23 protein-coding genes are annotated in these 24,053 nt (G+C 60.2%); 12 read left to right on the top strand and 11 right to left on the bottom strand.

Annotated elements, in window-relative coordinates; translation table 11 throughout:
* The first annotated feature begins 53 nt into the window (after nucleotides 1–53).
* The 4 genes from NA8A_RS17360 (at nucleotide 54) to NA8A_RS17345 (ending at nucleotide 4,854) form a co-directional block, all read left to right on the top strand.
* On the top strand, nucleotides 54–983 hold the full coding sequence (locus NA8A_RS17360) for an alpha/beta fold hydrolase (RefSeq protein ID WP_009451671.1): 930 nt from the start codon (nucleotides 54–56) through the stop codon (nucleotides 981–983).
* Between the two features lie 127 nt (nucleotides 984–1,110).
* Nucleotides 1,111–2,106, top strand: a complete 996-nt coding sequence (locus NA8A_RS17355) for an ABC transporter substrate-binding protein (RefSeq protein ID WP_009451670.1) — start codon at nucleotides 1,111–1,113, stop codon at nucleotides 2,104–2,106.
* 13 nt (nucleotides 2,107–2,119) lie between these two features.
* On the top strand, nucleotides 2,120–3,796 hold the full coding sequence (locus NA8A_RS17350; RefSeq protein WP_009451669.1) for an ABC transporter permease: 1,677 nt from the start codon (nucleotides 2,120–2,122) through the stop codon (nucleotides 3,794–3,796).
* On the top strand, nucleotides 3,793–4,854 hold the full coding sequence (locus tag NA8A_RS17345; RefSeq protein ID WP_009451668.1) for an ABC transporter ATP-binding protein: 1,062 nt from the start codon (nucleotides 3,793–3,795) through the stop codon (nucleotides 4,852–4,854). The genes NA8A_RS17350 and NA8A_RS17345 overlap by 4 nt, the downstream gene beginning before the upstream one ends.
* 220 nt (nucleotides 4,855–5,074) lie before the next feature.
* Here NA8A_RS17345 and NA8A_RS17340 read toward each other — a convergent pair whose 3' ends face one another.
* The 4 genes from NA8A_RS17340 to NA8A_RS17325 all read right to left on the bottom strand — a co-directional run bounded on the left by NA8A_RS17340 (nucleotide 5,075) and on the right by NA8A_RS17325 (nucleotide 9,269).
* Nucleotides 5,075–5,917, bottom strand: a complete 843-nt coding sequence (locus NA8A_RS17340) for a carbohydrate ABC transporter permease (RefSeq protein WP_009451667.1) — start codon at nucleotides 5,915–5,917, stop codon at nucleotides 5,075–5,077.
* The gene (locus tag NA8A_RS17335) at nucleotides 5,914–6,789 is read right to left on the bottom strand and encodes a carbohydrate ABC transporter permease (protein WP_040672917.1); all 876 of its coding nucleotides are present in this window, start codon (nucleotides 6,787–6,789) and stop codon (nucleotides 5,914–5,916) included. Before NA8A_RS17335 ends, NA8A_RS17340 begins: the two co-directional genes overlap by 4 nt.
* Nucleotides 6,790–6,869: 80 nt before the next feature.
* On the bottom strand, nucleotides 6,870–8,165 hold the full coding sequence (locus NA8A_RS17330) for an ABC transporter substrate-binding protein (protein ID WP_009451665.1): 1,296 nt from the start codon (nucleotides 8,163–8,165) through the stop codon (nucleotides 6,870–6,872).
* Between the two features lie 54 nt (nucleotides 8,166–8,219).
* Nucleotides 8,220–9,269, bottom strand: a complete 1,050-nt coding sequence (locus NA8A_RS17325; protein ID WP_009451664.1) for an ABC transporter ATP-binding protein — start codon at nucleotides 9,267–9,269, stop codon at nucleotides 8,220–8,222.
* A gap of 164 nt (nucleotides 9,270–9,433) precedes the next feature.
* Here NA8A_RS17325 and NA8A_RS17320 point away from each other — a divergent pair, with 164 nt between their 5' ends.
* Nucleotides 9,434–10,276, top strand: a complete 843-nt coding sequence (locus NA8A_RS17320) for a metallophosphoesterase family protein (RefSeq protein ID WP_009451663.1) — start codon at nucleotides 9,434–9,436, stop codon at nucleotides 10,274–10,276.
* A gap of 54 nt (nucleotides 10,277–10,330) precedes the next feature.
* Here the strand turns inward: NA8A_RS17320 and surE are convergent, their stop codons facing one another.
* Nucleotides 10,331–11,095, bottom strand: a complete 765-nt coding sequence (surE, locus tag NA8A_RS17315) for a 5'/3'-nucleotidase SurE (RefSeq protein ID WP_009451662.1) — start codon at nucleotides 11,093–11,095, stop codon at nucleotides 10,331–10,333.
* 245 nt (nucleotides 11,096–11,340) lie between these two features.
* On the opposite strand from surE, the gene NA8A_RS17310 reads away from it, so the two are divergent.
* On the top strand, nucleotides 11,341–12,327 hold the full coding sequence (locus tag NA8A_RS17310) for a sugar-binding transcriptional regulator (protein WP_009451661.1): 987 nt from the start codon (nucleotides 11,341–11,343) through the stop codon (nucleotides 12,325–12,327).
* Nucleotides 12,328–12,814: 487 nt separating this feature from the next.
* A complete protein-coding gene (locus NA8A_RS17305) occupies nucleotides 12,815–13,201 on the top strand; it encodes a MerR family transcriptional regulator (protein WP_009451660.1) in 387 nt (128 codons plus the stop codon).
* A gap of 6 nt (nucleotides 13,202–13,207) precedes the next feature.
* On the opposite strand, the gene ade is transcribed toward NA8A_RS17305, so the two are convergent.
* The 5 genes from ade to NA8A_RS17280 all read right to left on the bottom strand — a co-directional run bounded on the left by ade (nucleotide 13,208) and on the right by NA8A_RS17280 (nucleotide 18,310).
* Nucleotides 13,208–14,908, bottom strand: coding sequence for an adenine deaminase (gene ade / locus NA8A_RS17300; protein WP_009451659.1), 1,701 nt, complete (start codon nucleotides 14,906–14,908; stop codon nucleotides 13,208–13,210).
* A 175-nt stretch (nucleotides 14,909–15,083) separates the two neighbouring features.
* A complete protein-coding gene (locus NA8A_RS17295; RefSeq protein WP_009451658.1) occupies nucleotides 15,084–15,770 on the bottom strand; it encodes a helix-turn-helix domain-containing protein in 687 nt (228 codons plus the stop codon).
* Nucleotides 15,771–15,870: 100 nt separating this feature from the next.
* Nucleotides 15,871–16,230: a response regulator transcription factor gene (locus NA8A_RS17290; protein WP_009451657.1), complete on the bottom strand. Its 360-nt coding sequence runs from the start codon at nucleotides 16,228–16,230 to the stop codon at nucleotides 15,871–15,873.
* A gap of 117 nt (nucleotides 16,231–16,347) precedes the next feature.
* Nucleotides 16,348–16,965: a response regulator FixJ gene (fixJ, locus tag NA8A_RS17285; protein ID WP_009451656.1), complete on the bottom strand. Its 618-nt coding sequence runs from the start codon at nucleotides 16,963–16,965 to the stop codon at nucleotides 16,348–16,350.
* On the bottom strand, nucleotides 16,958–18,310 hold the full coding sequence (locus NA8A_RS17280) for a PAS domain-containing sensor histidine kinase (RefSeq protein ID WP_143088061.1): 1,353 nt from the start codon (nucleotides 18,308–18,310) through the stop codon (nucleotides 16,958–16,960). The genes fixJ and NA8A_RS17280 overlap by 8 nt, the downstream gene beginning before the upstream one ends.
* 340 nt (nucleotides 18,311–18,650) lie before the next feature.
* Here NA8A_RS17280 and NA8A_RS17275 point away from each other — a divergent pair, with 340 nt between their 5' ends.
* Nucleotides 18,651–18,950: a DUF6455 family protein gene (locus NA8A_RS17275; protein WP_009451654.1), complete on the top strand. Its 300-nt coding sequence runs from the start codon at nucleotides 18,651–18,653 to the stop codon at nucleotides 18,948–18,950.
* Between the two features lie 93 nt (nucleotides 18,951–19,043).
* On the opposite strand, the gene hemN is transcribed toward NA8A_RS17275, so the two are convergent.
* Entirely contained in the window at nucleotides 19,044–20,417 is a 1,374-nt protein-coding gene (gene hemN, locus NA8A_RS17270; RefSeq protein ID WP_009451653.1) for an oxygen-independent coproporphyrinogen III oxidase, read from the bottom strand.
* A gap of 164 nt (nucleotides 20,418–20,581) precedes the next feature.
* On the opposite strand from hemN, the gene ccoN reads away from it, so the two are divergent.
* The 4 genes from ccoN to ccoP are packed head-to-tail and all read left to right on the top strand — an operon-like array spanning nucleotide 20,582 to nucleotide 23,991.
* Nucleotides 20,582–22,222 (top strand): cytochrome-c oxidase, cbb3-type subunit I, encoded by a 1,641-nt coding sequence (gene ccoN / locus NA8A_RS17265; RefSeq protein WP_009451652.1) that lies wholly within the window; start codon nucleotides 20,582–20,584, stop codon nucleotides 22,220–22,222.
* 12 nt (nucleotides 22,223–22,234) lie between these two features.
* Complete coding sequence (gene ccoO / locus NA8A_RS17260) at nucleotides 22,235–22,966, top strand: cytochrome-c oxidase, cbb3-type subunit II (protein WP_009451651.1); 732 nt, start codon at nucleotides 22,235–22,237, stop codon at nucleotides 22,964–22,966.
* Nucleotides 22,967–22,976: 10 nt separating this feature from the next.
* A complete protein-coding gene (locus tag NA8A_RS17255; RefSeq protein WP_009451650.1) occupies nucleotides 22,977–23,126 on the top strand; it encodes a cbb3-type cytochrome c oxidase subunit 3 in 150 nt (49 codons plus the stop codon).
* Nucleotide 23,127: 1 nt separating this feature from the next.
* Complete coding sequence (ccoP, locus tag NA8A_RS17250; RefSeq protein ID WP_009451649.1) at nucleotides 23,128–23,991, top strand: cytochrome-c oxidase, cbb3-type subunit III; 864 nt, start codon at nucleotides 23,128–23,130, stop codon at nucleotides 23,989–23,991.
* The last annotated feature ends 62 nt before the right edge of the window (nucleotides 23,992–24,053 follow it).

Raw genomic sequence — 24,053 nt, 5'->3', positions numbered from 1 at the left:
GGCGCTCAGACGCCCTATCTGTGAGAATAATTTCAAGCTCTCCAAGGCAGACCATGGATATCGCCACTGCTTCCTCACCGCTCGAAAGCTCCTCAACCGACGGGATGCGCGTGGAAGATCGCCTGACAGATGTGGGCGGTTACCGCATGAGGAGCCTTCTGATCGAAGCCCGGGAAAATGCGGACCTGCCTCCTGTCCTTTTCATTCACGGGGCCAGCACGAGCCTTCTGGACCCGCTCAATGCGTTTCGCGAACCGCTCGAGGGGCGGGCCTCGCTTTTTTTCGTGGACCGGCCGGGGCATGGCGGCTCGCAGGCAGGACCTGCGGAGAACCGCAGGCCGGACGGGCAGGCTCATGCGATTGCCAGGTTGATGGATGAGCGCGGCATCGGCAGGGCAATCGTGGTGGGACACTCCTATGGCGGCGCCGTAGCCGCCGCGCTGGCGCTTGAACACCCCGAGAAGCTGCGCGGGCTGCTGCTTCTTTCCCCGGTTCTCTATCCATGGCCCGGCGGAATTGCATGGTATTACACCGCTTCGGCAATGCCGGTATTCGGCTGGTTGTTCACCCGCCTTGTCGTGCCCCTCGCCGGGCGGCTGGCAATGGAAAGCGCTGCGCGCTCGGTTTTCTCGCCGGACCCTCTTCCTGCGGGCTATATCGAGAAGAGCCGTGCCATCGAGGCCATTCAACCCGCCGCCTTCCGGCACAATGCCCGCGAGATCGCATCGCTGCTCGACTGGACGAAGGAAAACGCCCGCAGATATGCGAAGATTGCAGCCAACACGATTATCGTCACCGGCGACACGGACGACGTCGTCTCACCGGACATCCATTCGCGGCAGATGGCGCAGGCAGTACCGAATGCTGAGCTGATCGTCATCCCCGGGCTCGGGCACAAGCCCGACTATTGCGCGACAGACATGGTCATCGCCTCGATAGAAGCCCTGGCCAGAATGCCCGAGCACAAGCCCCCTCTTGAATAACCATGTTCGGCACGCGCCAGCTCGGCGGTGAAAAGCCGATATGGAAACGTTGCCATATATGCCGGCTGCCGATACGGTGATCCGTCCAACAAGATCACTCGCGACAAGGTTTCTGGGGAGGAAAATCATGAAGTTTTCGCTGCGAACTGCCGCTGCCGCCGTGCTTGCATCCATGCTCACGGTCGGTTCTGCTCATGCGCTGACCGTTTATTCCAGCGTTGACGAGGAAAACGCGAAGAAACTGCTCGATGCCTTCTCCGAGGCAACCGGTGTCGACGTGCAGATGGTGTTCCTCTCTTCCGGCCCCGCACTTTCGCGCATCGAGGCCGAGAAGGCCCGGCCGCAAGCCGATATCTGGTTCGGCGCACCAAGCGAGAACCATATCCTCGCCAAGGAACGCGGACTGACGGAAGCCTATCCTTCGCCCAACGCTTCGGCATTGCGCGACGAATTCAAGGACGCAGACGGCTTCTGGCATGCGATCTACACGAACCCGCTCGGCTTCGGCGTGCGCACCGACATTCTCAAAAGCCGCAACGCGCCGGTTCCAACCTCCTGGGAAGACCTGAAGAACCCCGCCTACAAGGGGTTGATCCAGATGCCCTCGCCGCAATCTTCCGGCACCGCCTATTCCGTGATCCTGACACTCCTTGAGGAGCGTGGCGAAGATGGCGCGTTCGAATATCTGAAGGCGCTCAATCCGAACATTCAGACCTATACCCAGAGTGGCACGGCCCCGAGTGGTGCGCTTGGCGTCGGCGAAACGCCGCTTGCGATCCAGTTCACGCCGGGCTTCCTGAAGCTCGCCGATGAAGGGTATCCGGTCGAGGTCGTCTTCCCGAGCGAGGGTGTCGGCTATGAGGTCGCCTCCATGTCGATCCTCAAGGGCGCGCAGAAACCCGACGAGGCCAAGAAGCTTGTCGACTGGATGACCTCCGCCGAAGGCCAGACGGCGCTCAGCCAGACCAAGACCTACTTCCTGCCGGTGCGCACCGATGTCAGCGGCGGCGCGGGGGTTCCCTCCCTCGACAAGATCAAGCTCGTTTCGGTGAAGCCTTCCTTTGCCGCCGAGAACAAGCAGCGCCTTGTCGAGCGCTGGACCAAGGACGTGCTCGGTCAGTAAGGCAGACAGTATCTTGTCCGGCACCGCACGCTCGCAACTGCGCCTCCTGGCGCGGGACCCGGTTCTGCTCGTCCTGTTGACGGTGATCGCGCTGTCGATCGCCGTCTTCGTCGTCTATCCGCTCGTCAAGGTCTTCATGGCCAGCTTGCATGTCAACGACGTCTGGACGCTCGACGGCTACCGGGAACTCGCCGAACGCCGCCTCTACCGCAACGCGCTGGTCAACAGCCTCAGCGTCGCAGCGCTCGTGGGCATCATCAGCGTGGCCATTGGCTATGTGGCGGCATTCGTCCTGACGCGGCTGGAAGTGCCGGGCAAGACGCTCCTGCATTACATCACGATCCTGCCGATCGTCTCCCCGCCCTTCGTCAGCGCGGTGTCGATCCTCTTCCTGTTCGGCTTCAACGGACTGGTGACACGCCAGCTCCTCGGGCTCAACGACTTTTCCATCTACGGCTTCCACGGGGTGGTGATCTCGCAGGTCTTCACCTTCGCGCCGATCGCCTATCTTTCCCTGCGCGGCGTTCTTGCCTCGCTCAGCCCGACGCTCGAAGACGCAGCGCTAAACATTGGCGCAACCCGCTGGCAGACCTTCTGGAAAGTCACTTTCCCGCTTTCCCTGCCGGGAATCGCGAGTGCGTTCCTCGTCGTCTTCATCGAATCCATGGCCGATTTCGGCAATCCGCTGGTTCTGGCCGGAGCCGCCTTTCCCATGCTTGCGCCGCAGGCCTATCTGGAGATTACCGGCTCCTTCAACCTGTCGCGCGGGGCGACGCTCGCCATCGTGCTGCTCATCCCCTCGATGACGGCCTTCGCCATCCAGCGCTATTATCTGGCCAAGCGGCAATACATCACCGTCACCGGAAAGCCGACGGCATCGACCAGCAAGATCGTCAGCAATCCGATGAAATGGCTGCTCTACGGTATCGTGAGCTTCTTCGCCGTGCTCGTCACGGCGTTCTATGCCGTCATCATCGTCGGCGCCTTCACCCAGGTCTGGGGCTTCAACTACACGCCGACGCTCGCGCATTTCCGATACGTCTTCGATGTCGGGCTGGATTCGGTGAAGGATACGCTGATCGTCGCCATCGTCTCGACCCCGATCAGCGGCATATTGGGCATGCTTGTCGCCTTCCTGGTGGTGAGGCGGGTCTTTCCAGGCCGTACCGCGCTCGAATTCGGCTCGATCCTTTCGTTCGCCGTGCCCGGAACCGTTGTCGGCATCGGCTATATCCTTGCCTTCAACGCACCGCCCATCATCTTGACGGGCACGCTGGCGATCCTCGTCCTGTGCTTCGTCTTCCGCTATGTGCCAGTCGGTATCCAGTCGGGCATCGCCGTATTGCGGCAGATCGATCCTTCGATCGAAGAAGCCGCGCAAAATCTCGGCGCAAACGGCCTGACCACATTCCGCAAGGTGACGCTGCCATTGATCGCGCCCGCCTTCTTCTCCGGGCTTGTCTATGCCTTCGTGCGCGCCATGACGGCCATTAGCGCCGCAATCTTCCTGGTCTCGGCAAACTGGAACCTCATGACCGTGCAGATCCTCAACCAGGTGGGGTCGGGCCGTCTCGGCGTCTCGGCCGCCTTCAGCGTGGTGGTGATCGTCATCGTGCTGATTGCCATCGGCATCATCAGCTTTCTGATCAATCGGTGGACCCGCCACACCTCCATGGTGAGATTTCAATGACAGACAGCATTCGTATCGTCGGCCTCAACAAGGTTTTTCCCAGCCCTGGCGGTGGGTCCGTGCATGCGGTCAAGGATATCAATCTTGATATCGGTGCGGGAAAGCTCGTGACCCTGCTCGGCCCGTCAGGCTGCGGCAAGACCACGCTGCTGCGCATGATCGCGGGCTTCGAGGAGCCTTCCTCGGGCGACCTGTTCTTCGGCGAACGGCGCATGAACGAGGAACCGCCCAACACCCGCGACACGGCCATGGTGTTTCAGTCCTATGCGGTGTTTCCGCATCTGAACGTGTTCGAGAACGTTGCCTTCGGGCTGCGGCTCAGACATCTGCCCAAGGCGGAGATCGAGGCGAAGGTGACGCGTGTACTCGAGCAAACGGGGCTCGAAGGTTATGCGAAGCGCTCGCCCAACCAGCTCTCCGGCGGCCAGCAGCAGCGCGTAGCGCTCGCACGATGCATCGTCATGGAGCCGAAGGTGCTTTTGTTCGATGAACCCTTGTCCAATCTCGACGCCAAGCTGCGCGAGCAGATGCGCGTCGAGATCCGCGAATTGCAGCAGCGCCTCGGCATCACCAGCATCTATGTGACCCATGACCAGGTGGAGGCGATGAGCATCTCGGATGAGATCGTCATCATGAAATCCGGCGTGGTCGAGCAACTCGGCACACCGCAGGAAATCTATGCGCGCCCGGCGAACCGTTTCGTTGCAGACTTCATCGGCAAGGCGAACATCGTCGAGGCGCGGATCGCGGGCAAAAACACAATCGAGATCAACGGCGTCAGCATCGGCGTTCCGCTCGTCCCCGAACTGCCGGCGGGAGCGGAGGTATCAGCGATCCTGCGCCCGGAAGCGATCCACCTTTCAGCCGAGGGCGGACAGTTCCGGGGCATCGTGCGCCGCGTGATGTTCCTCGGCAATATCGCGGAATATCTGGTCGAGGTGGATGGCCTCGGAAACTGGCTGGTGGATATTTCAAACCCCGCGGAGGCCGGACTGTTTCAGGCGGGATCGCAAGTGTTTCTGGAGCCTTCGGCCGGTTCGATCCACATCCTTGGCTGAATGCCCTAGCGCGGTTCATCGTTTCGCAGAAACGCTGTCCCGCCCTATCTTCCTGTTTTTCTGCATTTATACGGATGTCAGGTAATTCCACCTGACTGTAAAATGCCCCAGGTCAAGCCCGGAGACGACTGGCGAAGGGAGAGGGATTCGATCGGAAACCGCGGCGATTTCCGTGAGCTCCTCCGCCGGCCGTCCCCGGACCTGATCGGGAAGCGCCCGGCTATTTGATGCCGGCGCGCATGAAGCTTTGCACGAACTGCCGCTGGAAGAGCAGGAAACCGACCAGAAGCGGAGCGGACGTCATCAGGCTTGCCGCCGAAATTACGCTCCATTGCACGCCCTGATCCGGCGATGCGAAGACCTGCAGCCCCACGGTGAGCGGCCGGGTCGTCACCGAGTTGGTGATGACGAGCGGCCACAGGAGGTTGTTCCAGTGGTAGCTCACCGACACCAGGCCGTAGGCGACATAGATCGGGCGGGCGAGCGGCACATAGACCTTCCAGAGCGTCATCAGCGGGCCAGCGCCTTCCACCCGTGCGGCATCGTCCAGTTCCCGGGGGATGGTCAGAAAGGTCTGGCGCAACAGGAAGATGCCGAAAGCTGACGCCATGTAGGGAAGCCCCATGGCAAGGATCGTGTCGACAAGGCCGAGTTGCGAGATCGTCCGGTAATTCTCCACCAGCAACACCTCGGGCATAATCATCAGCTGGACCAGAACCAGCATGAAGATCAGCGTCTTGCCGCGGAATTCATAACGCGCGAACGCATAGGCCGCGAGGGTGCAGATCACGAACTGGCAGACGAGGATCGTCGAAATCAGCATGAAGGTGTTGAGGAAGTAGCGTCCGAAGGGGGCCGCATTCCACGCGTTGAAGAAATTCTCCAGCGTCAGCGGTGCGAAAAGTTCAAAACGAACCTCATATTCGGGGGCATGAAAGGCCATCCACACCGAATAGAGAAGGGGCAGGACCCACAGGATGCCAAGCAGATAGCATCCCGCCTTTTCGAGCAGGTCCCAGAGTTTTTCGCCGCGCGACTGCGGCAGGGAAGCTGCGATGGTCATTTGTAGTGCACCTTGCGGTCGAGGATGCCGAACTGGATGAAGGCAAGCAGTGCGAGCACGATCAGGATCACGACCGTGATTGCCGAGGCGTAGGCCGTATCCCAGTAACGGAAAGCGACGTTGTAGACATAGTAGAGCAGCAGCGTGCTGGCGTTATCGGGGCCGCCGCGCGTCATGACGATCACATGATCGATCAGTCTGAACGAGTTGATGAATGCGTTGATCATCACGAACAGTGTCGTCGGCATGAGCAGCGGGAATGTGACACGCCGGAAGAAATACCACCGGCCCGCCCCTTCCAGCGCCGCTGCCTCGCCAAGGCTCGGGCTGATCTGCTGCAGGGCAGCCAGGTAGAAGATCATGAAGAATCCGGCTTCCTTCCACACCGCGAGCACCATCAGGCTGCCAAGCGCCGTTTCAGGATCGCCCAGCCAGTTACGTCCATGAAAACCGAAAAGGCCCAGGAACTGGTCGATGAGGCCGTAGCCCGGCGTGTAGAAGAACAGCCACATATTGGCGACGGCGATCATCGGCAGCACCGTCGGCAGGAAGAAGGACATGCGCAAAAGCGCCTTACCCTTGATGGCCGAGTTCACGATAACCGCCATCAGCATCGCCAGCGCGATGGAGGCAGGCACCGTGCCCAGCGCATAAATCGCGTTGTTCTTGAGTGCGGCGACGAAGACCGGATCGCTGAGCATCGACGCATAGTGATCCATGCCGACGAACTTGGCAGGCCGCTTGCCACGCGGGGTCTGGAAAGTGCTGCTGATGAAGGTCATCACAGCAGGAAAATGCGTAAAGGCTGCCAGCAGCACAGCCGCTGGCAGAAGCAACAGCCATGGAGTGACCGCAGTTCTTATCCTGTACACGGAGCCCCTCTTTCAAATTCTGGCTGTCTTGGAAAACCGCAGGGCCGCAACGTTCGTACGGCCCCGCGGGATCGAACCTGCTAGTCGCGATAGGGCTTCAGGATGCGCTCGGCTTCCTGCTGAGCATCCGAAAGAGCCTTGTCGACTGGCTTGCCGCCCGTCAGCGCAGCCTCGATCGCATCGTCGATGACGCGAGCCACGCGCTGGTTCTCGTGGGTGGAGAGCTCCGGCACCATGTAGGGGATCTGCTCGCGTGTTACCGCAGCACCCGGAAACTCGGCAACATAAGCCTTCATTGCATCGGTTTCCCAGGCATCGTCGCGCGCGGCGATGTAGCCCGTCTTGATGCTCCATTCGGCCGATTGTTCAGGCATGGAAAGCCATTTCACGAACTGGAAAGCTGCTTCCTGCTTCTGCGGCTCCACATCGTTGAAGATGTAGGCATTGCCACCGCTGGTCGGAGCGCCGCGCTTCTTGTGTTCGGGAAGAATCTGCACGCCGAAATCGAAGGGGGCGTTGGTCTTGATGTTTGTCAGATTGCCGCTGGTGGTCGTGATCATTGCGGCGCGGCCCTCAAAGAAGTCCTTCGGATTGGTCGCCCACTCGATCACGCCGGGCTTCATCACCTTGTGCTTGGCGGCAAGATCGACCCAATATTGCAGAGCCTCGACCACTTCGGGACTGTCGAAATAGGTCTTGTCGCCGGTCTCTTCATAGATTTTGCCGTCATTCTGGGCGACGTACCCCTGCAAAAGCCAGTAGGAAGTCAGCGAGGACGGCACCTGCATGCCCCAACGCTCCACATTGCCGCCGGCGTCGCGCTTCGTCAGCTTTGTCGCGAAATCGACAACCTCTTCCCAGTTCTGCGGCCCCTTATCGGGATCGAGGCCCACTTCCTTGAAGGCTTCCTTGTTCCAGAAGAACAAGGTGGTGCCGCGCTGGAAGGGCACGCCCCAGGTCTTGTCCTGGGAGCGGCTGTTGGCCATGAACACCGGATTGAAACCGGCAAGCCACGCCTTGTCCTCGTCCGTCTTGACGAAATCCTCCATCGGCACGATGGCGTCTTCATCGATCAGCGAAAACATGTCGGTGGAAAGGATCACGGCGACTTCCGGCGGCTGGCCGGCGCGATAAGCCGTCAGCGCCTTGCTGAAGGTTTCCGAATATGTGCCGGAGTAGATCGGATTGACCTTGATGTCCGGGTGTCCCTCTTCGAAGCGCTCGATCAGCCCTTCGAAAATCTTGCTCACCGGGCCGCCGATGGCCACGGGATAATAGAAGTTGATCTCGACCGGCTCTGCCTCGGCGCCAGCCACCATCGCCAGAAGCGCAAAGGCCGGCAGCGATGCCTTGAAGAAGCGTTTCGTTTTTTTCATGTTCTCCTCCTCACCAATATGGTTCTGCTTACACGGGTGCGTATTCGCGCGGTGTCAGCGCACCGGTTGAACGAAGCCGCTCTCCCTATCGAAAACGTGCATGGCCTCAGGCTCCCAGCTTAGGCTCAGCCGGCTTCCGACCGCGATAGGGCGGACACCGTCCACGCGCACCGTGATATTCTCCTCGCCCGCCTCGCATTCCAGAATGCTGTCGGCGCCGTGATACTCCACATTGCGCACGATGACGGGCAGCATGCCTTCCTCGCCAACGCGGATCTGCTCGGGCCGCAGGCCCATCAGAAGCCCCTCGCCGCGCCCCTCGAACATGCGCGCCGCCGTTCCCTTTACAACCGCGCCACCGGCGCCATCCGCCAGGCCCACGAGGTTCATGGGTGGTGTCCCGATGAAGCGTGCGGCAAAGGTGGTGGCAGGCTTCAGATAAAGCTCTTCCGGAGTTGCCTTCTGCTCAATATGCCCGGCCTTCATGAGAATGACCTGATCGGCAAGGCTCATCGCCTCGATCTGGTCGTGCGTCACATAGACCATGGTCATGCCGAGCGCGCGCTGGATGTTGCGGATTTCGCGGCGCATATCGTGGCGCAATTGCGCATCGAGATTGGAAAGGGGCTCATCCATCAGGCAGATCGGCGCTTCGGCGACGATTGCCCTGCCAAGCGCAACACGCTGCTGCTGGCCACCCGACAATTGTGACGGCTTGCGTCCAAGATAGGGACCAAGCCCAAGAATCTCGACGGCCCGGTTGAGACGGCGACGGCGCTCATCGGCAGGCACGCGGCGCACCTTTAGACCGAAGACGATGTTTTCCTCGACGCTCAGATGCGGGAACAGCGCATAGGACTGAAAGACCATTGCAAGGTCGCGGCGGGCAGGCGGCGCATCGGTCACATCACGACCGCCGATACGGATTGTGCCGGATGTAACGGTATCGAGCCCGGCAATCAGGCGCAGCGTCGTGGATTTGCCGCAGCCGGAAGGTCCAAGAAGCACGGTCAGCGTGCCCGGCTCCACGGTGAAGTTCACGTCCTTCACGGCATCGAACGTCGCCCACCGCTTGTTGAGATTGACGATCTCGATACCTGTCATTCGCGTCCTCCCTCGAAACCGGCGCACATTCCTTCGCAACGCACGCCAGCCGTATGCCTCTGCATATTCATTATTGAACTATTTTATCTTCGTCAATGCATTTGTACAAAAATTGAAATGCGCTAATATGCGTTCAAACGACATATACCCATCGGGAGACATTCATGAGTTTCAGCATCCTCCACATCTCCGACACGCATTTGTCGCCGCGCACGCAGCATTTCCGCGCGAACAACGACATGCTCTCGCAGATGCTGCGAGCAGCCCCGCATGACTGCGTCATTCATACGGGCGACATTACCCTCGACGGCATCCGTTATGAGGAGGACTACATTCTGTGCCGCGCGCTTCTTGAAGGGATAGGCAAGGAAATCCGCTACATTCCCGGCAATCACGATATCGGCGACAACCCCCGGCTCTCCAAGCCGGCGGAGGCAGGCGGCAGCGGCATCAATGCCGAACGGCTCAATCGATTCAAAACCTTCTACGAAAGCGACCGCTTCGCCTTCGATCGCGATGGATGGCGGATCATCGGCATCAATTCCATGCTGATCGGATCCGGCCTCCCGGAAGAGCAGGAGCAATATGACTGGATCGACAGCCAACTTGCCACGCTTGGCGAACGCCATCTCGCCGTATTCTCGCACCAGCCTCTTTACATCGACGCGCCCGACGATACGGAACTCACTTACTGGACTGTGGATCCGACGGGCTGGCCGCGCCTCGCCGCGCTGATGGACCATCCCCAGCTACGCCTTATTGCGAGCGGACACCTGCACCAGCAACGCTCACGCAAGCGCAACGGCGTCGCTCTCGAATGGTGCTCCTCCATCGCCTTCACCACGACCGAGGAACTGGTGCCCGAAATGGGAGGATCGCGACGGGTCGGCTATATGGAGCATATGCTGAACGACGACGGCACGGTGTCCTCCAGGGTCCATCATGTCGATGGTTTTGCCAACACCCATCTGGAAGACGTGATCAAGGAAGTTTACCCCCTGATCTGAAAAAGGCGGCCATTTGGCCGCCTCCCCCTATACTTTCTTTGCCAAAGGCGCGGCTTACGCGACGCCTTTGGCTCCAGCGCCTTCTTCATGAAGGACGCCCACCGGCACCACCGCATTTCCATGCCAGTTGAGCCGCGTAACCGAGGCAATTCCCGCCGCAATCAAGTGATTTTCGTCGCCAGGCAGCGCATGATAATTGCGGTCTGCGAGCGGCTCGATATGGGCGCGAACTGCATCTTCCTCATGAATGCGAACACGCGTCGCCACCTTGTCACGGCCGATCCGGGCAGCCTGCAGCGGCGCGGGCAATGCGTGCGGAAGATTCACGTTCAGCCAATGACCATCGGAAGCCCAATCAGACCGAGCCTCCCAGAAACCGGCTATGCGCTCGGCAAGCCAGCCGATGCCCGACGCGGACATGGGCTGCGCATCGCGCGGCATCGAGAAGGAGACCGCGGGAATTCCATTGAGCGAGGCTTCCCGCGCGACGGCCATTGTGCCGGAATAGGAGACATCCTCGGCCACGTTGCGTCCCTCATTGATGCCTGAAAGCACCAGGTCAGGCCTACGATCGTCCCGAAAGACCCAGTTCATCCCCGCGATGACGCAATCGGCAGGCGTGCCGGAGCAGACGTAGCGGGACGGCCCGATCCGCGAGACCGTGAAGCCCTTGCGCAGGCTTATCCCGTGGCCGAAGCCGCTTCTGTTTCCATCCGGAGCGATGACCCAGACATCATCGCTGAGCTTGCGTGCGGCCGCTTCGAGAAGCGCAAGGCCGGATGCCTCCACCCCATCGTCGTTGGAGAGCAGTATGCGCATTCAATCTACCTTTGTGATCGCGTTCACAGAATTTTCGAGCGGCCTTTCCCCTGAAAGGTTGACCGCATCGTCGGGGGCGATCATATTTGTATGGTTTGTATATTTCTAGAGCAAATGTTCATTTTTGATTGTTACCCTGTATCCTTACGGGATTGGAAAGCTCAATCACGCTAGGAATATAAGGAGGCGCTGGTTATAGATGAACCGGCGACTGCCGGGATGGCTCGAAAGCGAAGGATTTTTGCATGGCAAGGGCGGCCACGAGGAACAAGAAGACCAAGTTCCAGTCCGACCAGGAGGAACTGAAGCTACGCGCGGCCTGGCACTATTTCGTCGAAGGGTTGACGCAGGAGCAGGTCGCCCAGCATCTCGGCATCAGCAGAATCAAGACCTACCGTCTGCTGGCGGCGACGCGCGAGGATGGCACGGTTCAGATCACGATCAATTCGCAGGCCGAGCCCCTCCTGAAGCTGCAGCGCTCGCTTGAGAAGCATCTGGGGCTGTTCGAATGCGTGGTGGTGCCCGCATCCGAGCAGACAGAGGCCAGCGTCAGCTCCGTGATCGGCCACGCCACAGGACGGTATCTTTCCGAACGGCTGGAGGAAGGCCTGTCCATCGGCATCGGATGGGGCGCCACGCTTCAGGCATGCATGAACTCACTTACCTGGCGCGAAATCGACAACATGACCGTGGTTTCGCTGCTCGGCGGGCTGACACACGCAGCGGCGCACAATCCTTCGGCCGTCGCCTGGCGTCTTGCCGAATTCTACAAGACGGAACTCTATCAGATCACCGCGCCGATTTTCCTGCCGAGCGAGAAGCTCGCTTCGGAATTGTGGAAACTCGACGACCTGAAAGACCTTTATGAGCGCGCCCGCAACGTCGATCTGGCGCTCATCAGCGTCAGCGACATCAGCAAGCATGCCTCGATTTTCCGCAGGAACCTTCTGACCGCGGAAGATGCTCAAAGCCTCAGGGAAGCAGGTGCGGTCGGCGACGTTCTGGCGCATTTCGTCGATAATGATGGCAATGTCATCAAGCATCCGATCAACCGCCGCGCCATGTCCATAGACCCCACCGACATTCGCAAGGTGCCCAAGGTGATCATTTCATCCGGCGGGGTACGCAAGGCTTCGGCCATCCGCGCCGGCATCCTTGCGACCAACGCCAAGGTGCTGATCACCGACGAGGCGACCGCGCAGGAGCTTCTGCGCCTGCCTCCTGTGCAGTAATCCCGATAGCTTGTTGAGGCTGCATTCTTCGACAGCTTAAACATCTTTTAAGTGGCAAGCACTGCTTCACAGGCACTCTCGACCTTGCCGTGAAACACAGCAGGCAGTGCAAAGATCGCCAGTGAAACTGCATAGCAGGCTATCGAAAATTGACTTTTACGTAACCTGAATGCAAGTTCATCCCATGGGCAGGCGTTAGTCTGTTCCGGGACATGCTGCTTCGATCCACCCTGCATGGGGTTTATGCCCACATTGCATACCGGTGGAAAATGAGCGGGAGGTTCCGGTTCGGTCGCAATCGTCGGTCCATTGCGGAATGTTGCCCCATTTCCGGCTTTCATCGTGTGGAAAAACAAATAGATGCAGATAACCAACGTTTTCCCGACATGAACCTGTCTTTAAAGACATATGTTGCCTGCTGGCGGGCGAACGGGGAAACAGCGGCCGCAGGGCTAACCGCCTTGGCGGAGATCAGGGGCGCAAAGGCATGCGAGACTACTACTCCATAACCGAGCTCACCCGCGAATTCGGCGTTTCGACCAGAACCCTGCGCTTTTATGAAGATGAAGGGCTGGTCAACCCCGTACGGCGTGGGCGGACCCGCCTCTACCGGCCATCCGACCGGCATCTGGTACGCCAGATTCTGCGCGGACGCAGACTGGGATTTTCGGTCGCAGAGATCCGCGAAATCATTCAGGTCTACAAGGCGCCGCCCGGCGAGGTGGGACAGCTCAAGCTGATGCTGGCGCGCATCGCAGAGAAGCAACAGGATTTGCGGCAAAAGCGCCGAGATCTGGAAGATACCCTCGAAGAACTCGCCCGCGCGGAAGAATCCTGCGTGGAACGCCTTGCCGAACTCGGCGTGACGACCTGATCCTTTTCAGGAGATCAGTTCGAAACGGTCCACATCCACCATGCCGCGGTCGGTGATCTTGAGATGCGGGATCACGGGCAGCGCCAGAAAAGCGAGTTGCAGGAAAGGCTCTTCCAGCGTCACACCGAGCGTTCTCGCGGCGGCCCGAAGCTTCTCCAGCGACGTTTTGACCGCTTCAAAGGGTTCCAGGCTCATCAAACCGGCTACGGGCAAGGCCAGTTCGGCCAGAACCTCACCGCCGCGCACCACCACAAAGCCGCCTTCCAGTTCCTTGAGGCGGTTTGCCGCCAGCGCCATATCGCCATAATCCATGCCGACCACCGCGATATTATGGTGATCGTGACAGACCGTCGAGGCAATAGCCCCGTCCTTCAGACCGAAACCCTTGACGAAGCCAGTCGCGACATTGCCATTCTTGCCGTGTCTTTCGATGACGGCGATCTTTACGAGATCACGGCTTGCGTCCGGCCGCTTGTCTCCGTCCACGGGCGGAATGTCCGCGCTCAGATGTTGCGTGATGATCTTGCCGGGGAGAATGCCGATGACGGGCGTCTCAACCCGGTTGCCACCGGTGCGAAACGACCCGGCGTCTATTTTCGGCGGCTTTACGGAGCCACGCGCAACCGGTGGCACTGTCTCGCGCCGTGCGAATGCCTCCTCCGTCAGGCGCATCCCGCCACAGAAAACCATCTGCGCCCTGCAATCCGCCAGATCGTCCAAAACGACGATGTCGGCCCGCCTGCCCGGAGCGATCTGTCCGCGATCCTTCAAACCGAATGCTTCCGCCGCCGAAAGGCTCGCCGCGCGATAAACCGCCAGGGGCTCGGCCCCGCGGCCAATCGCTGTCCGGATCATATGATCCAAATGTCCATGTTCAGCGATATCAAGAGGATTGCGATCGTCCGTGCAGAAGGCGATATAGGGCGAGTTACGCTCGGTGATCAGCGAATGCAGCGCTTCCAGGTCCTTGGAAACAGACCCCTCGCGGATCAGAATGCGCATGCCCTTGCGCAGTTTTTCCAAGGCCTCGCGCGCGCTCGTCGCCTCGTGCTCCGTGCGGATGCCGGCGGAAAGATAAGCATTCAGGTCGAGCCCTGACACCAGCGGTGCATGACCGTCTATATGCCGGCTGCGCCACGCCTCAAGCTTCGCCATCGCGCCCGCATCCTTGTGGATCACACCGGGGTAGTTCATGAATTCCGCAAGACCTATGACGGCCGGATGATCGCGGAAGGGAAGAAGATCTTCGGCCTCAAGCCGCGCACCTGCAGTTTCCATCTCGGTCGACGGCACGCAGGAAGACAATTGCACGCGCAAATCCATCAGCATGCGCGCGCTGGCTTCGAGAAAATAGCGAATGCCCTCGATGCCCGCGACATTGGCAATTTCGTGAGGATCGCAAATCGCCGTGGTGATGCCGCGTGGTGCGACACAGCGCTCGAACTCGAACGGCGTCACAAGAGAACTCTCGATATGAAGGTGGGTGTCGATGAACCCCGGAACGAGAATTCGTCCCGATACGTCGATTACCTCACGCCCTTCATAGGCTTCGCAGGTGCCCACGATCATGCTTCCGCAGATCGCCACATCGCCTTCGAGGAACTCGCCGGTGACAAGATCGAGAACACGGCCACCCCGCAGGACCACATCTGCCGGTATCCGTCCGTGGGCCTGATCGATCATGTCGGCAAGGGGCGGCAGGGTCATCGGAGGCTCCATCCACGGTCAGCACGCTGGGAACCTAGCGCATCAGCCTGAAAACCGGAATCGGTTTTCCGAAAGCATAACAAGCAACAAGGCTCCGGCCCGAGGCCGGAGCCTTGATCCGCCATTGCCCCAACCTGCCCCGGTTTCCGGGGCAGGCCCGCCAGGCGGATTCCGTTTATTCGCAGAGAGCCTCCAGCGCCGCTTCGTCCAGCACCTCGACCACGCGCGCATTGGTCAGGCGGATGATCCCGCTCGACTTCAGCTTGGACAGCATGCGCGAAACGGTTTCGATGGTCAGGCCCAGATAATCGCCGATATCGGTGCGCGACATGGGCAATTCGATCTGGCGTTCGCCGCCCTGGCGTTTGCGCATATCGAGCAGGAAGGCTGCAACGCGCTCGGCAGCATTCTGACGGCCAATCACCAGAAGGTGTTCCTGCGCACGCACCAGCGCCTCAAGCGCAGCACTCAGGGTCTGCCGCCAGGTGCCCTCGCCCGCCGGCTGACGGAAAACGCGAATGCCGGCACCGCAAACGGCCTCGGCAAAGAAATGATGCCGCCCATCGGCCTCGAACCCGAAAACCTCGCCCGCAACATGGAAGGCGCTGATCTGGCGGCGGCCATCGGCCAGGAGGCGATAAAGGCGCACGACGCCATATTCCACCTGATAAAGGGCCTTGGCTTCCTCGCCCTGCGCATAGATTTCCTGGTTGGCCTCGTAAAAGGCCACCTGATGCGGCTGTTCCGGTGCGAAGGAGGCAGGCATGCGACCGAGATCGCCAAGTCTGTCGCGACCGGCAAAGGAATGTCCGGTCAGGGTGTTGCCGGGGAAATGCGAAGCTGTTGCGGCCTGAGCAAGCATCTGTTGTCTCCCGATTGCACTGGCTGAATGACTCTTGCCTATGCAGGAAGATTGCCTCTTTCGGCGCGCTTGCGAAATTCGGTTTTGTCCCTACGGGAAACTACGTAGCGTGGGCGCGGCGCTCATCATGAAGCAGTTCTTGGACCGCCCTCACCACCGCTCCGCCCAGAAGCGGCTTTTCGACAATCCGCAACCAGGCATGCTGCGGCACCACATCCGGCGCGTTTGCCAAAAGAATGACCGGGCAGCCCTTTTCCAGGATTTCGGCGACCGGGATATGCCGTTCTTCAAGGATCTCATGATCCACCACGATGCAATCCACCATAACACCCTGGTTACCGCCGGCAAGACGCGACAGCTCATCCAGGCCGTCCAGCAATCTCACCCTGTAGCCTTCCGATTCGAGCATGAAACGAAGCGAAAGCCGGAAAGCCGATTCAGGTGCAACGACCGCAATCATGTAAGGCACGGCAAGGCTTCTCCCAGTCCCCGGAAGCGCACATCGCCATCCCGGCAGGGAAACTCTGGGACATGTCGTCGCACAATGCTTTGCTTTGGATCAAAGGAGAGCGGAAAATCAATCGTGTGCGGCTTCGCAGGCCAGAACCATGCGCACGAGCTCAGGCAGATTTCTTGCCTGCATCTTCATCATGACATTTGCCCTGTGCACCTCGACCGTACGCGGCGAAATATCCAGTTCGAATGCAATCGCCTTGTTGGGCAGACCCGCCACGATGCGCTTCATGACCTGACGTTCACGGTCTGAAAGATGCTCGATGCGCTGGCGCACATCAGCAGAATCCGCACCTTCGCGCGGGCGCTTGTCAGCCTCGGCTATGGCTCGGTCCACCGCGGCCAGCAACACCTCGTCATCGAAAGGCTTCTCGATAAAATCGATGGCTCCGGCTTTCATTGCCTCGACCGCCATCGGCACATCGCCATGGCCAGTGATGACGATGGAGGGCAGCATATGGCCCGAATCGCGCAGCTTGAGCAGCAGCTCCACTCCACTCATGTCGGGCATGCGCAGATCGGTGATCAGACACGCATCGTGCAGGCCGGGCGCGACCTTCAGGAAGGCCGTCGCGGATTCATGGATGCGGGCAACATGCCCTGCCATGGTCAACAGAAAAGCCAGCGATTTTCGAACCGGCTCCTCATCGTCAACGATGTGGATCACCACGTCTTCAGACATTCTGCAGTTCCTGTTCTTCCAGTGCAGGCAGGATGAAGCGGAAACGGGTGCCAGTGTTCCCCGTGGTCACCATCTCCAGCGCACCGCCATGGGCTTCTGCTATGCGCTTGGAAATGGAGAGGCCGACGCCCATACCGCCGCGTTTCGAGGTCACGAAGGGCTTGAAGAGATTTTCGGCGATCTCCTCCGGGATGCCGATGCCCGTATCGCATACCTCGATCACGATGGTTCGGGCCTCGCCCGCCTGAACCGATATCCTGAGTTCGCGTTTTCCGCTGTTGCGCATCGCTTCCATCGCATTGCGCATCAGATTGACCATGATCTGCTGTATCTGCACCCGGTCCACCATGACGCGCCCAAGCGCCGGGGCGAACTCGAAGACGGTGCGGACCCCCAGTTCGCGGGAACCGACCAGCGCGAGGGCTGCGGCCTCCTCGATCAGCTTCTGCACATCCTCTGGCTGCTTTTCCGTTTCACCATGGGTTACGAATTCGCGCAGATGACGGATGATCTGCCCGGCATGCAGCGACTGGCGCGCGGTTTCCTCAAGCGCATCGCGCATGCGCTCCGATACGCTGTCGGGCATATCCTTGAGCAGCCGGTTGCAGCCCTGCACATAATTGGAAATGGCCGAAAGCGGCTGGTTCAGCTCATGGGCCAGCGTTGACGCCATCTCGCCAAGCTCGTTCACACGGGCAAGCTGGGCCAGCTCGGACTGAATCTCCTCCAGCTTCGCTTCCGTTTCCGCGCGCTCGGTCAGATCACGAATGAATCCGGTGAAAAACGCCTGGCCGTTGCTCTGCATTTCGCCGACGGCGAGCTTCATCGGAAAGGTCGACCCGTCCTTGCGGCGTCCCACGACCACGCGGTCTATGCCGATAATGCGCTTTTCGCCCGTGCGGAAATAGCGCTGCATATAGCCGTCATGCTGGGCGCGATAAGGTTCGGGCATCAGGAGATTGACGTTCTTGCCCAGAACCTCCTCTTCCTCATAGCCGAACTGCCGCACCGCCGCCCGATTGAAGGAGACCATAGCCCCATGGTCGTTGATCACCACGGTGGCGTCCGGCACGGTGTCCAGTATCGAGCGAAGATGGGCGTCGCGCGCCTCGTAGCGCTGGCGCATCAAACGGCTCGCCTCTCCCGTATCCCGGCACACGGCGCCTGCATGGGCAAGCAGGAGGAGGAATACCGCGAAGCCACCCAATAGCGGCGCAGCCACCGACAGGGAGCCGAGATAGGCCGCAACGCCCACACCTCCTGCAGAAAGCGCGGCAGCCAGAAATCCCGGATAGCGCCCGCCAATCACCGCGGCGCCGAGCGTGGTGAGACCGCCGACAAGCATCGTCCAGGCTTCGCCGAAGGCCCATCCAGTTCCGAAACCCGCGGACAAAAGCGCTGCGCAACCAATCAGCGCGACAGCGTAGCCGGCGATACAGTTGTTCCGAGTCGATCCGGCAATATCAAGCCCTGGCCCCAAGATCGCCCCTTCCAGATGAAATGCTTATCGTGACGCATTATTTCCATCACGCCGGCCATCGCAAGGGGCTGCGAAATCCGTCCCTCCGAAACATGTCAAGGAAAGTCACTGTTCCCAACGGCGAAGCTTGCCGTAATTTGATCCAGCGCAATGCAGACCTTGCCTTAAATCGCTAAAGGGACATGGTTCAACAGGAGTGTCTGCGGTGAACAACCTCAGCGATACGGTCGATAGCCATATGGGCAACAGCTATGCGGGCAAAAGCCATACGCATTTGCTGGTTCGTATGCTCGATCGCTGCGACGTCGATATCCAGCAGCTCACTGATGATTGCCTTGGACAGGCGATGGCGGAGACGATGCGCATCTGTGCGCTTTGCGCCAATGCGCAATCGTGCCGCAGCTGGTTGCAGGCCACCGCCGGCGAACATCACCTGCACCCACCAGCATTTTGCCCGAATGCACGGCGTTTCGAGAAAGCGGCCCGGCAGGTGGCCGCCGCCTGAAGACTTGCGGCTGCGCGCCGGGAAGGCCGCAACGCTTTGACTGTTCTGGCCCGCTTTTATCAACTCCGATATTGCACAAGCCCCGGCAACGGTTCACACCGCCGCCGAATGCCGTGCGCTGCCGCGCTTGAAATATTGATCGAAACGCGCCGCCGTGGAGCGGACAAGCGGTCGCGCCTCGTCTCGCACGACGAAACCTGCATCCGTCTCGACAAGACCCGCCCCGGCATCGTTTCGCGCACAATCACGCGCTTCTTCCACCAGGAGCCGGCCATAATCGCCGAACAGACGAACCACCTCTTCCTGCGAGAAGGCGAAGTCGCACATCAGCCTCTCGATCAGCCAGCCCCGCGCACGGTCTTCCTCGCTGAAGGCAATTCCGCGCGCGACCGCAACTCCGCCGTCCCTGACCGTGCGTTCATAATTGGCGGTTGCCGGGGTGTTCTGTGCATAGCCTTGCGGCAGACGCGAGACCGAGGACGGTCCGAGACCGATCAGGGTCTTGCAGGCATCTTCCGTGTAGCCCTGGAAATTGCGGTAGAGGCGGCCCTCATCGGCAGCAAGTGCAAGGGCGTCGCCAGGCTTGGCGAAATGATCGAGGCCGATGGGTTCGTAACCCGCCTCACATATTATGCGCGCGGCCTCCTGCTGCTGGGCATAACGTTCGCGCGGGCCTGGCAATGCCGCTTCATCGATCATCGTCTGGTGCTTCTTGAACCAGGGCACATGGGCATAACCGAAAAGCGCAATACGGTCCGGAGACAGGGTAAGCGCCTCGCGGATCGTGCGGGCCACGCTATCGACTGTCTGGTGCGGCAACCCATAAAGGAGATCGAGATTGACCGAACGAACACCCCTGGAACGAACGCCGTCGATCACCGCCTTGGTCTGCTCGAAGGTCTGCTCGCGATTGATCGCCTGCTGAACGCGAGGTTCGAAATCCTGCACACCGAGGCTCGCCCGCGTCATACCGATCGCGGCGAAAGCGTCGAAGCGCGCTTCGTCCATGTCGCTGGGGTCGAGTTCGACACTGATTTCCGCATCGTCCATAAATTCGAACGATGTGCGTAGCGCGACACCGAGCCGCACCACATCCTCGGGCTTGAGCATGGTCGGCGAACCGCCCCCGAAATGCAGCGCCCGCACGTGCCCCCTGCTTGCCACCATGCGGCCGACCGTCGCGATCTCACACAGGAGCGCCTCGATGAATTCGGCTACCGGCTCGTAGCGGCGCGTCATCTTCGTATGGCAGGCGCAGAACCAGCAAAGGCGGTCGCAGAAGGGGATATGCACATAAAGCGATATCTCCTCGCCGCGACGCATTTCGCCCAGCCAGCGTGAAAACACCTCGCCGGTCACTCCGGCATGAAAATGCGGAGCGGTGGGATAGCTCGTGTAGCGCGGAACCGCTTCCGAAAACCGTTCTGCGGGCCGTGTTCCGTTCATCTGTTCGCCTGCACGCTGCATGGCTGTCATCCCGATATGGTTGTTGAAACCATTCTCTTTCCGATCCGGGACCGGGAAGCTTTGACGCAGATCAAGGCGCGTGACGATCGGCTAAGAGAAAGGAAGGATGCGAGAATCGGGGGGAACCGGATTCCCGCTCGCTTTTCTGGATTGGGGAAATAGCAATGAGATTTGGCACCGAGATCGTACTGGTCGGCGTTGCGGCCTTTGCTGCGCTAGCCGCAGCCGGCCTCGCGCAGGACTCGGCCTTCCAGGCACATATGTGGGTTCTGTTCTTTGTTCTTTTTGTCGGAACGATCGTGTTGATGCGCAACACGAGCTTCGCTCCGGCGACGGCGGCATCCATACCGCTTCAAACCGATACCGAGAGTTACATGGACGGTCCGGTGCGCTACGGCGTCATCGCCACCATGTTCTGGGGAATTGTCGGCTTTCTCGTGGGCGTCACCGTGGCGCTGCAGCTTGCCTACCCCGATCTCAATCTTGAGCCTTGGTTCAATTTCGGCCGCATGCGCCCGCTGCACACCTCCGCGGTGATCTTCGCCTTCGGCGGCAACGCACTGATCGCCACCTCCTTCTATGTGGTGCAGCGCACGTCGCGCGCGCGACTGTTCGGCGGCAATCTCTCGTGGTTCGTCTTCTGGGGCTACCAGCTCTTCATCGTGATGGCGGCCACCGGCTATCTCCTGGGCATCACCCAGAGCCGCGAATATGCCGAACCCGAATGGTATGTGGACCTGTTCCTGACCATCGTTTGGGTTGCCTATCTCATCGTCTTCCTCGGAACGATCCTGAAGCGCAAGGAGCCGCATATCTATGTGGCGAACTGGTTCTACCTCTCCTTCATCGTAACCATCGCGATGCTGCATGTGGTGAACAACCTCGCGGTTCCCGTCTCGCCGCTCGGCTCCAAGAGCTATTCCCTGTTCTCGGGCGTCCAGGATGCGCTGACCCAGTGGTGGTACGGCCATAATGCGGTGGGCTTCTTCCTGACCGCCGGCTTCCTCGGCATGATGTATTACTTCATCCCCAAGCAGGCCAACCGCCCGGTCTATTCCTACCGCCTGTCGATCATCCACTTCTGGGCGCTGATCTTCCTCTATATCTGGGCCGGTCCGCACCATCTGCATTACACCGCCCTGCCCGACTGGGCGCAGACGCTCGGAATGGTGTTCTCGATCATGCTGTGGATGCCTTCGTGGGGTGGCATGATCAACGGCCTGATGACGCTTTCGGGCGCCTGGGACAAGCTGCGCACGGATCCGATCATCCGCATGATGGTTCTGGCCGTCGCCTTCTACGGAATGTCGACCTTCGAGGGTCCGATGATGTCGGTGAAGGCCGTCAACTCGCTCTCGCACTACACGGACTGGACCATCGGTCACGTCCATTCGGGTGCTCTGGGCTGGGTTGGCATGATCACCTTTGGCGCCGTCTACTATCTGGTTCCGAAGCTGTGGAACCGCGACCGCCTGTACTCGCTGCGTCTGGTGACCTGGCACTTCTGGCTGGCGACGCTCGGCATCGTGGTTTACGCGGCCGTGATGTGGGTGTCGGGCATCCAGCAGGGCCTGATGTGGCGCGAGTATGACGATCAGGGCTTCCTGGTCTACTCCTTCGCCGAAACGGTTGCAGCAATGCACCCCTACTACGTGCTGCGCGCACTCGGCGGCGCCCTGTTCCTGCTCGGCGGCGTGGTGATGGCCTACAACCTCATCATGACCATCCTGGGATACGAGCGTGAGGAAGAGCCCATCGGCGGCCGCGTCACGCAGCCCGCGCCCACCATTCAAAATGCCGGTTAAGGAGCGCTACCAATGGCATTGCTCGACAAACACGCGATCATTGAGAAGAACGCGACCCTGCTTCTGGTGTGCTCCTTTGCTGTGGTGACCATCGGCGGCATCGTGGAGATCGCCCCGCTGTTCTACCTTCAGAACACCATCGAAAAGGTTGAGGGCATGCGCCCCTACAGCCCGCTCGAACTGGCGGGGCGCAACATCTACATCCGCGAGGGCTGCTATCTTTGCCACAGCCAGATGATCCGTCCCTTCAGGGACGAGGTCGAACGCTACGGCAATTACAGCCTTGCGGCGGAATCGATGTACGATCACCCCTTCCAGTGGGGGTCGAAGCGGACGGGGCCCGACCTCGCCCGCGTCGGCGGCCGCTATTCCAACACCTGGCACGTCGATCACCTGACCGATCCGCGCTCCGTGGTGCCGGAATCGGTGATGCCCCGCTATGGCTTCCTGAAGGACACGCCGCTCGAGATCGGAGACTTCTCCACGCAGCTCGTGGCCAATCAACGCGTGGGCGTTCCCTACACGGAAGAGATGGTCGCCAACGCCAATGCGGACATTCACGCACAGGCCAATCCGGATGCCGATACATCCGGCCTTCTGGAGCGCTACCCCAAGGCAGTGGTGGCGGATTTCGACGGCAATCCCGCAGCAGTGACCGAAATGGATGCGCTGGTTGCCTATCTGCAAATGCTCGGCACGCTGGTCGATTTCTCGACCTATGACGAAACAGCCGGATACCGGTAGGAGAGTTGCGATGGACTACACCGCAATGCGCCAATTCGCCGACAGCTGGGGTCTCCTTTTCATGGTGATCGTCTTTGTCGGCGTGGTGCTCTTCGCCTTCCGCCCCGGAAGCAAGAAGAGTGCAGACGAAGCCGCCCGTATTCCGCTTAAGGACGACTGAGATGAGCGAAAAACACATCGACGAGATTTCCGGCGTCTCGACAACCGGCCATGAATGGGACGGGATCAAGGAACTCGACAACCCCATGCCCCGCTGGTGGGTCTGGACCTTCTACGGCACCATCGTATGGGCACTTGCCTATACGATCGCCTATCCGGCCTGGCCGATGATCAGCTCGGCCACCAAGGGCGTGCTCGGCTATTCGAGCCGACAGGAGCTTTCCACCACGCTGGAGGCAGTCTCTGCGGAACAGGCGAGCCTGCGCACGGCTATTGCCGAGAAGCCGCTCGAGGAAATTCTGGGCGACGAGACGCTGCGCCGCTTCGCCACTTCGGCGGGTTCTGCCGCCTTCAAGGTGAATTGCTCGCAGTGCCACGGCTCGGGCGCGCAGGGCGCTGCCGGATATCCGAACCTCAACGATGACGACTGGTTGTGGGGCGGCGATATCGAGAGCATCCATCAGACCATCGCCCATGGTATCCGCGCAGAAGGCGACGACGACACGCGTATCTCGGACATGCCGGCATTCGGCGACATTCTGAGCCCCGAGGAGATCAAGCAGGTGGCGGCCCATGTGGTCTCCTTCACCGGCACGCCCTCCGACGCTGCGCTCGCCGAAGCGGGTGCCCAGGTCTATGCTGACAATTGCGCTGCCTGCCACGGCGAGCAGGGCAAGGGCGATATCTCGGTCGGCGCGCCTAACCTCGCGGATGCCATCTGGCTTTACGGTTCGAGCGAAGCCGATATAGCGGCGCAGGTGCGCCTGCCGAAACAAGGGGTGATGCCTGCATGGCAGGCTCGCCTCGGCGATCCGGCGGTCAAGCAGTTGTCCGTCTACATCTACTCGCTGGGGGGTGGCCAGTAGTCCAACCCGGAGTGAGCGGGGTCGCGGGTTTGCCCCAATTGACGCGCGGCCCCCAAACTTGA

Origin of the sequence: Nitratireductor indicus C115 (genome assembly GCF_000300515.1) — a bacterium.
Lineage (GTDB): Bacteria > Pseudomonadota > Alphaproteobacteria > Rhizobiales > Rhizobiaceae > Nitratireductor > Nitratireductor indicus.
The sequence above is the reverse complement of the archived record's forward strand: the minus strand, read 5'-3'. Positions and strand labels throughout refer to the sequence as shown.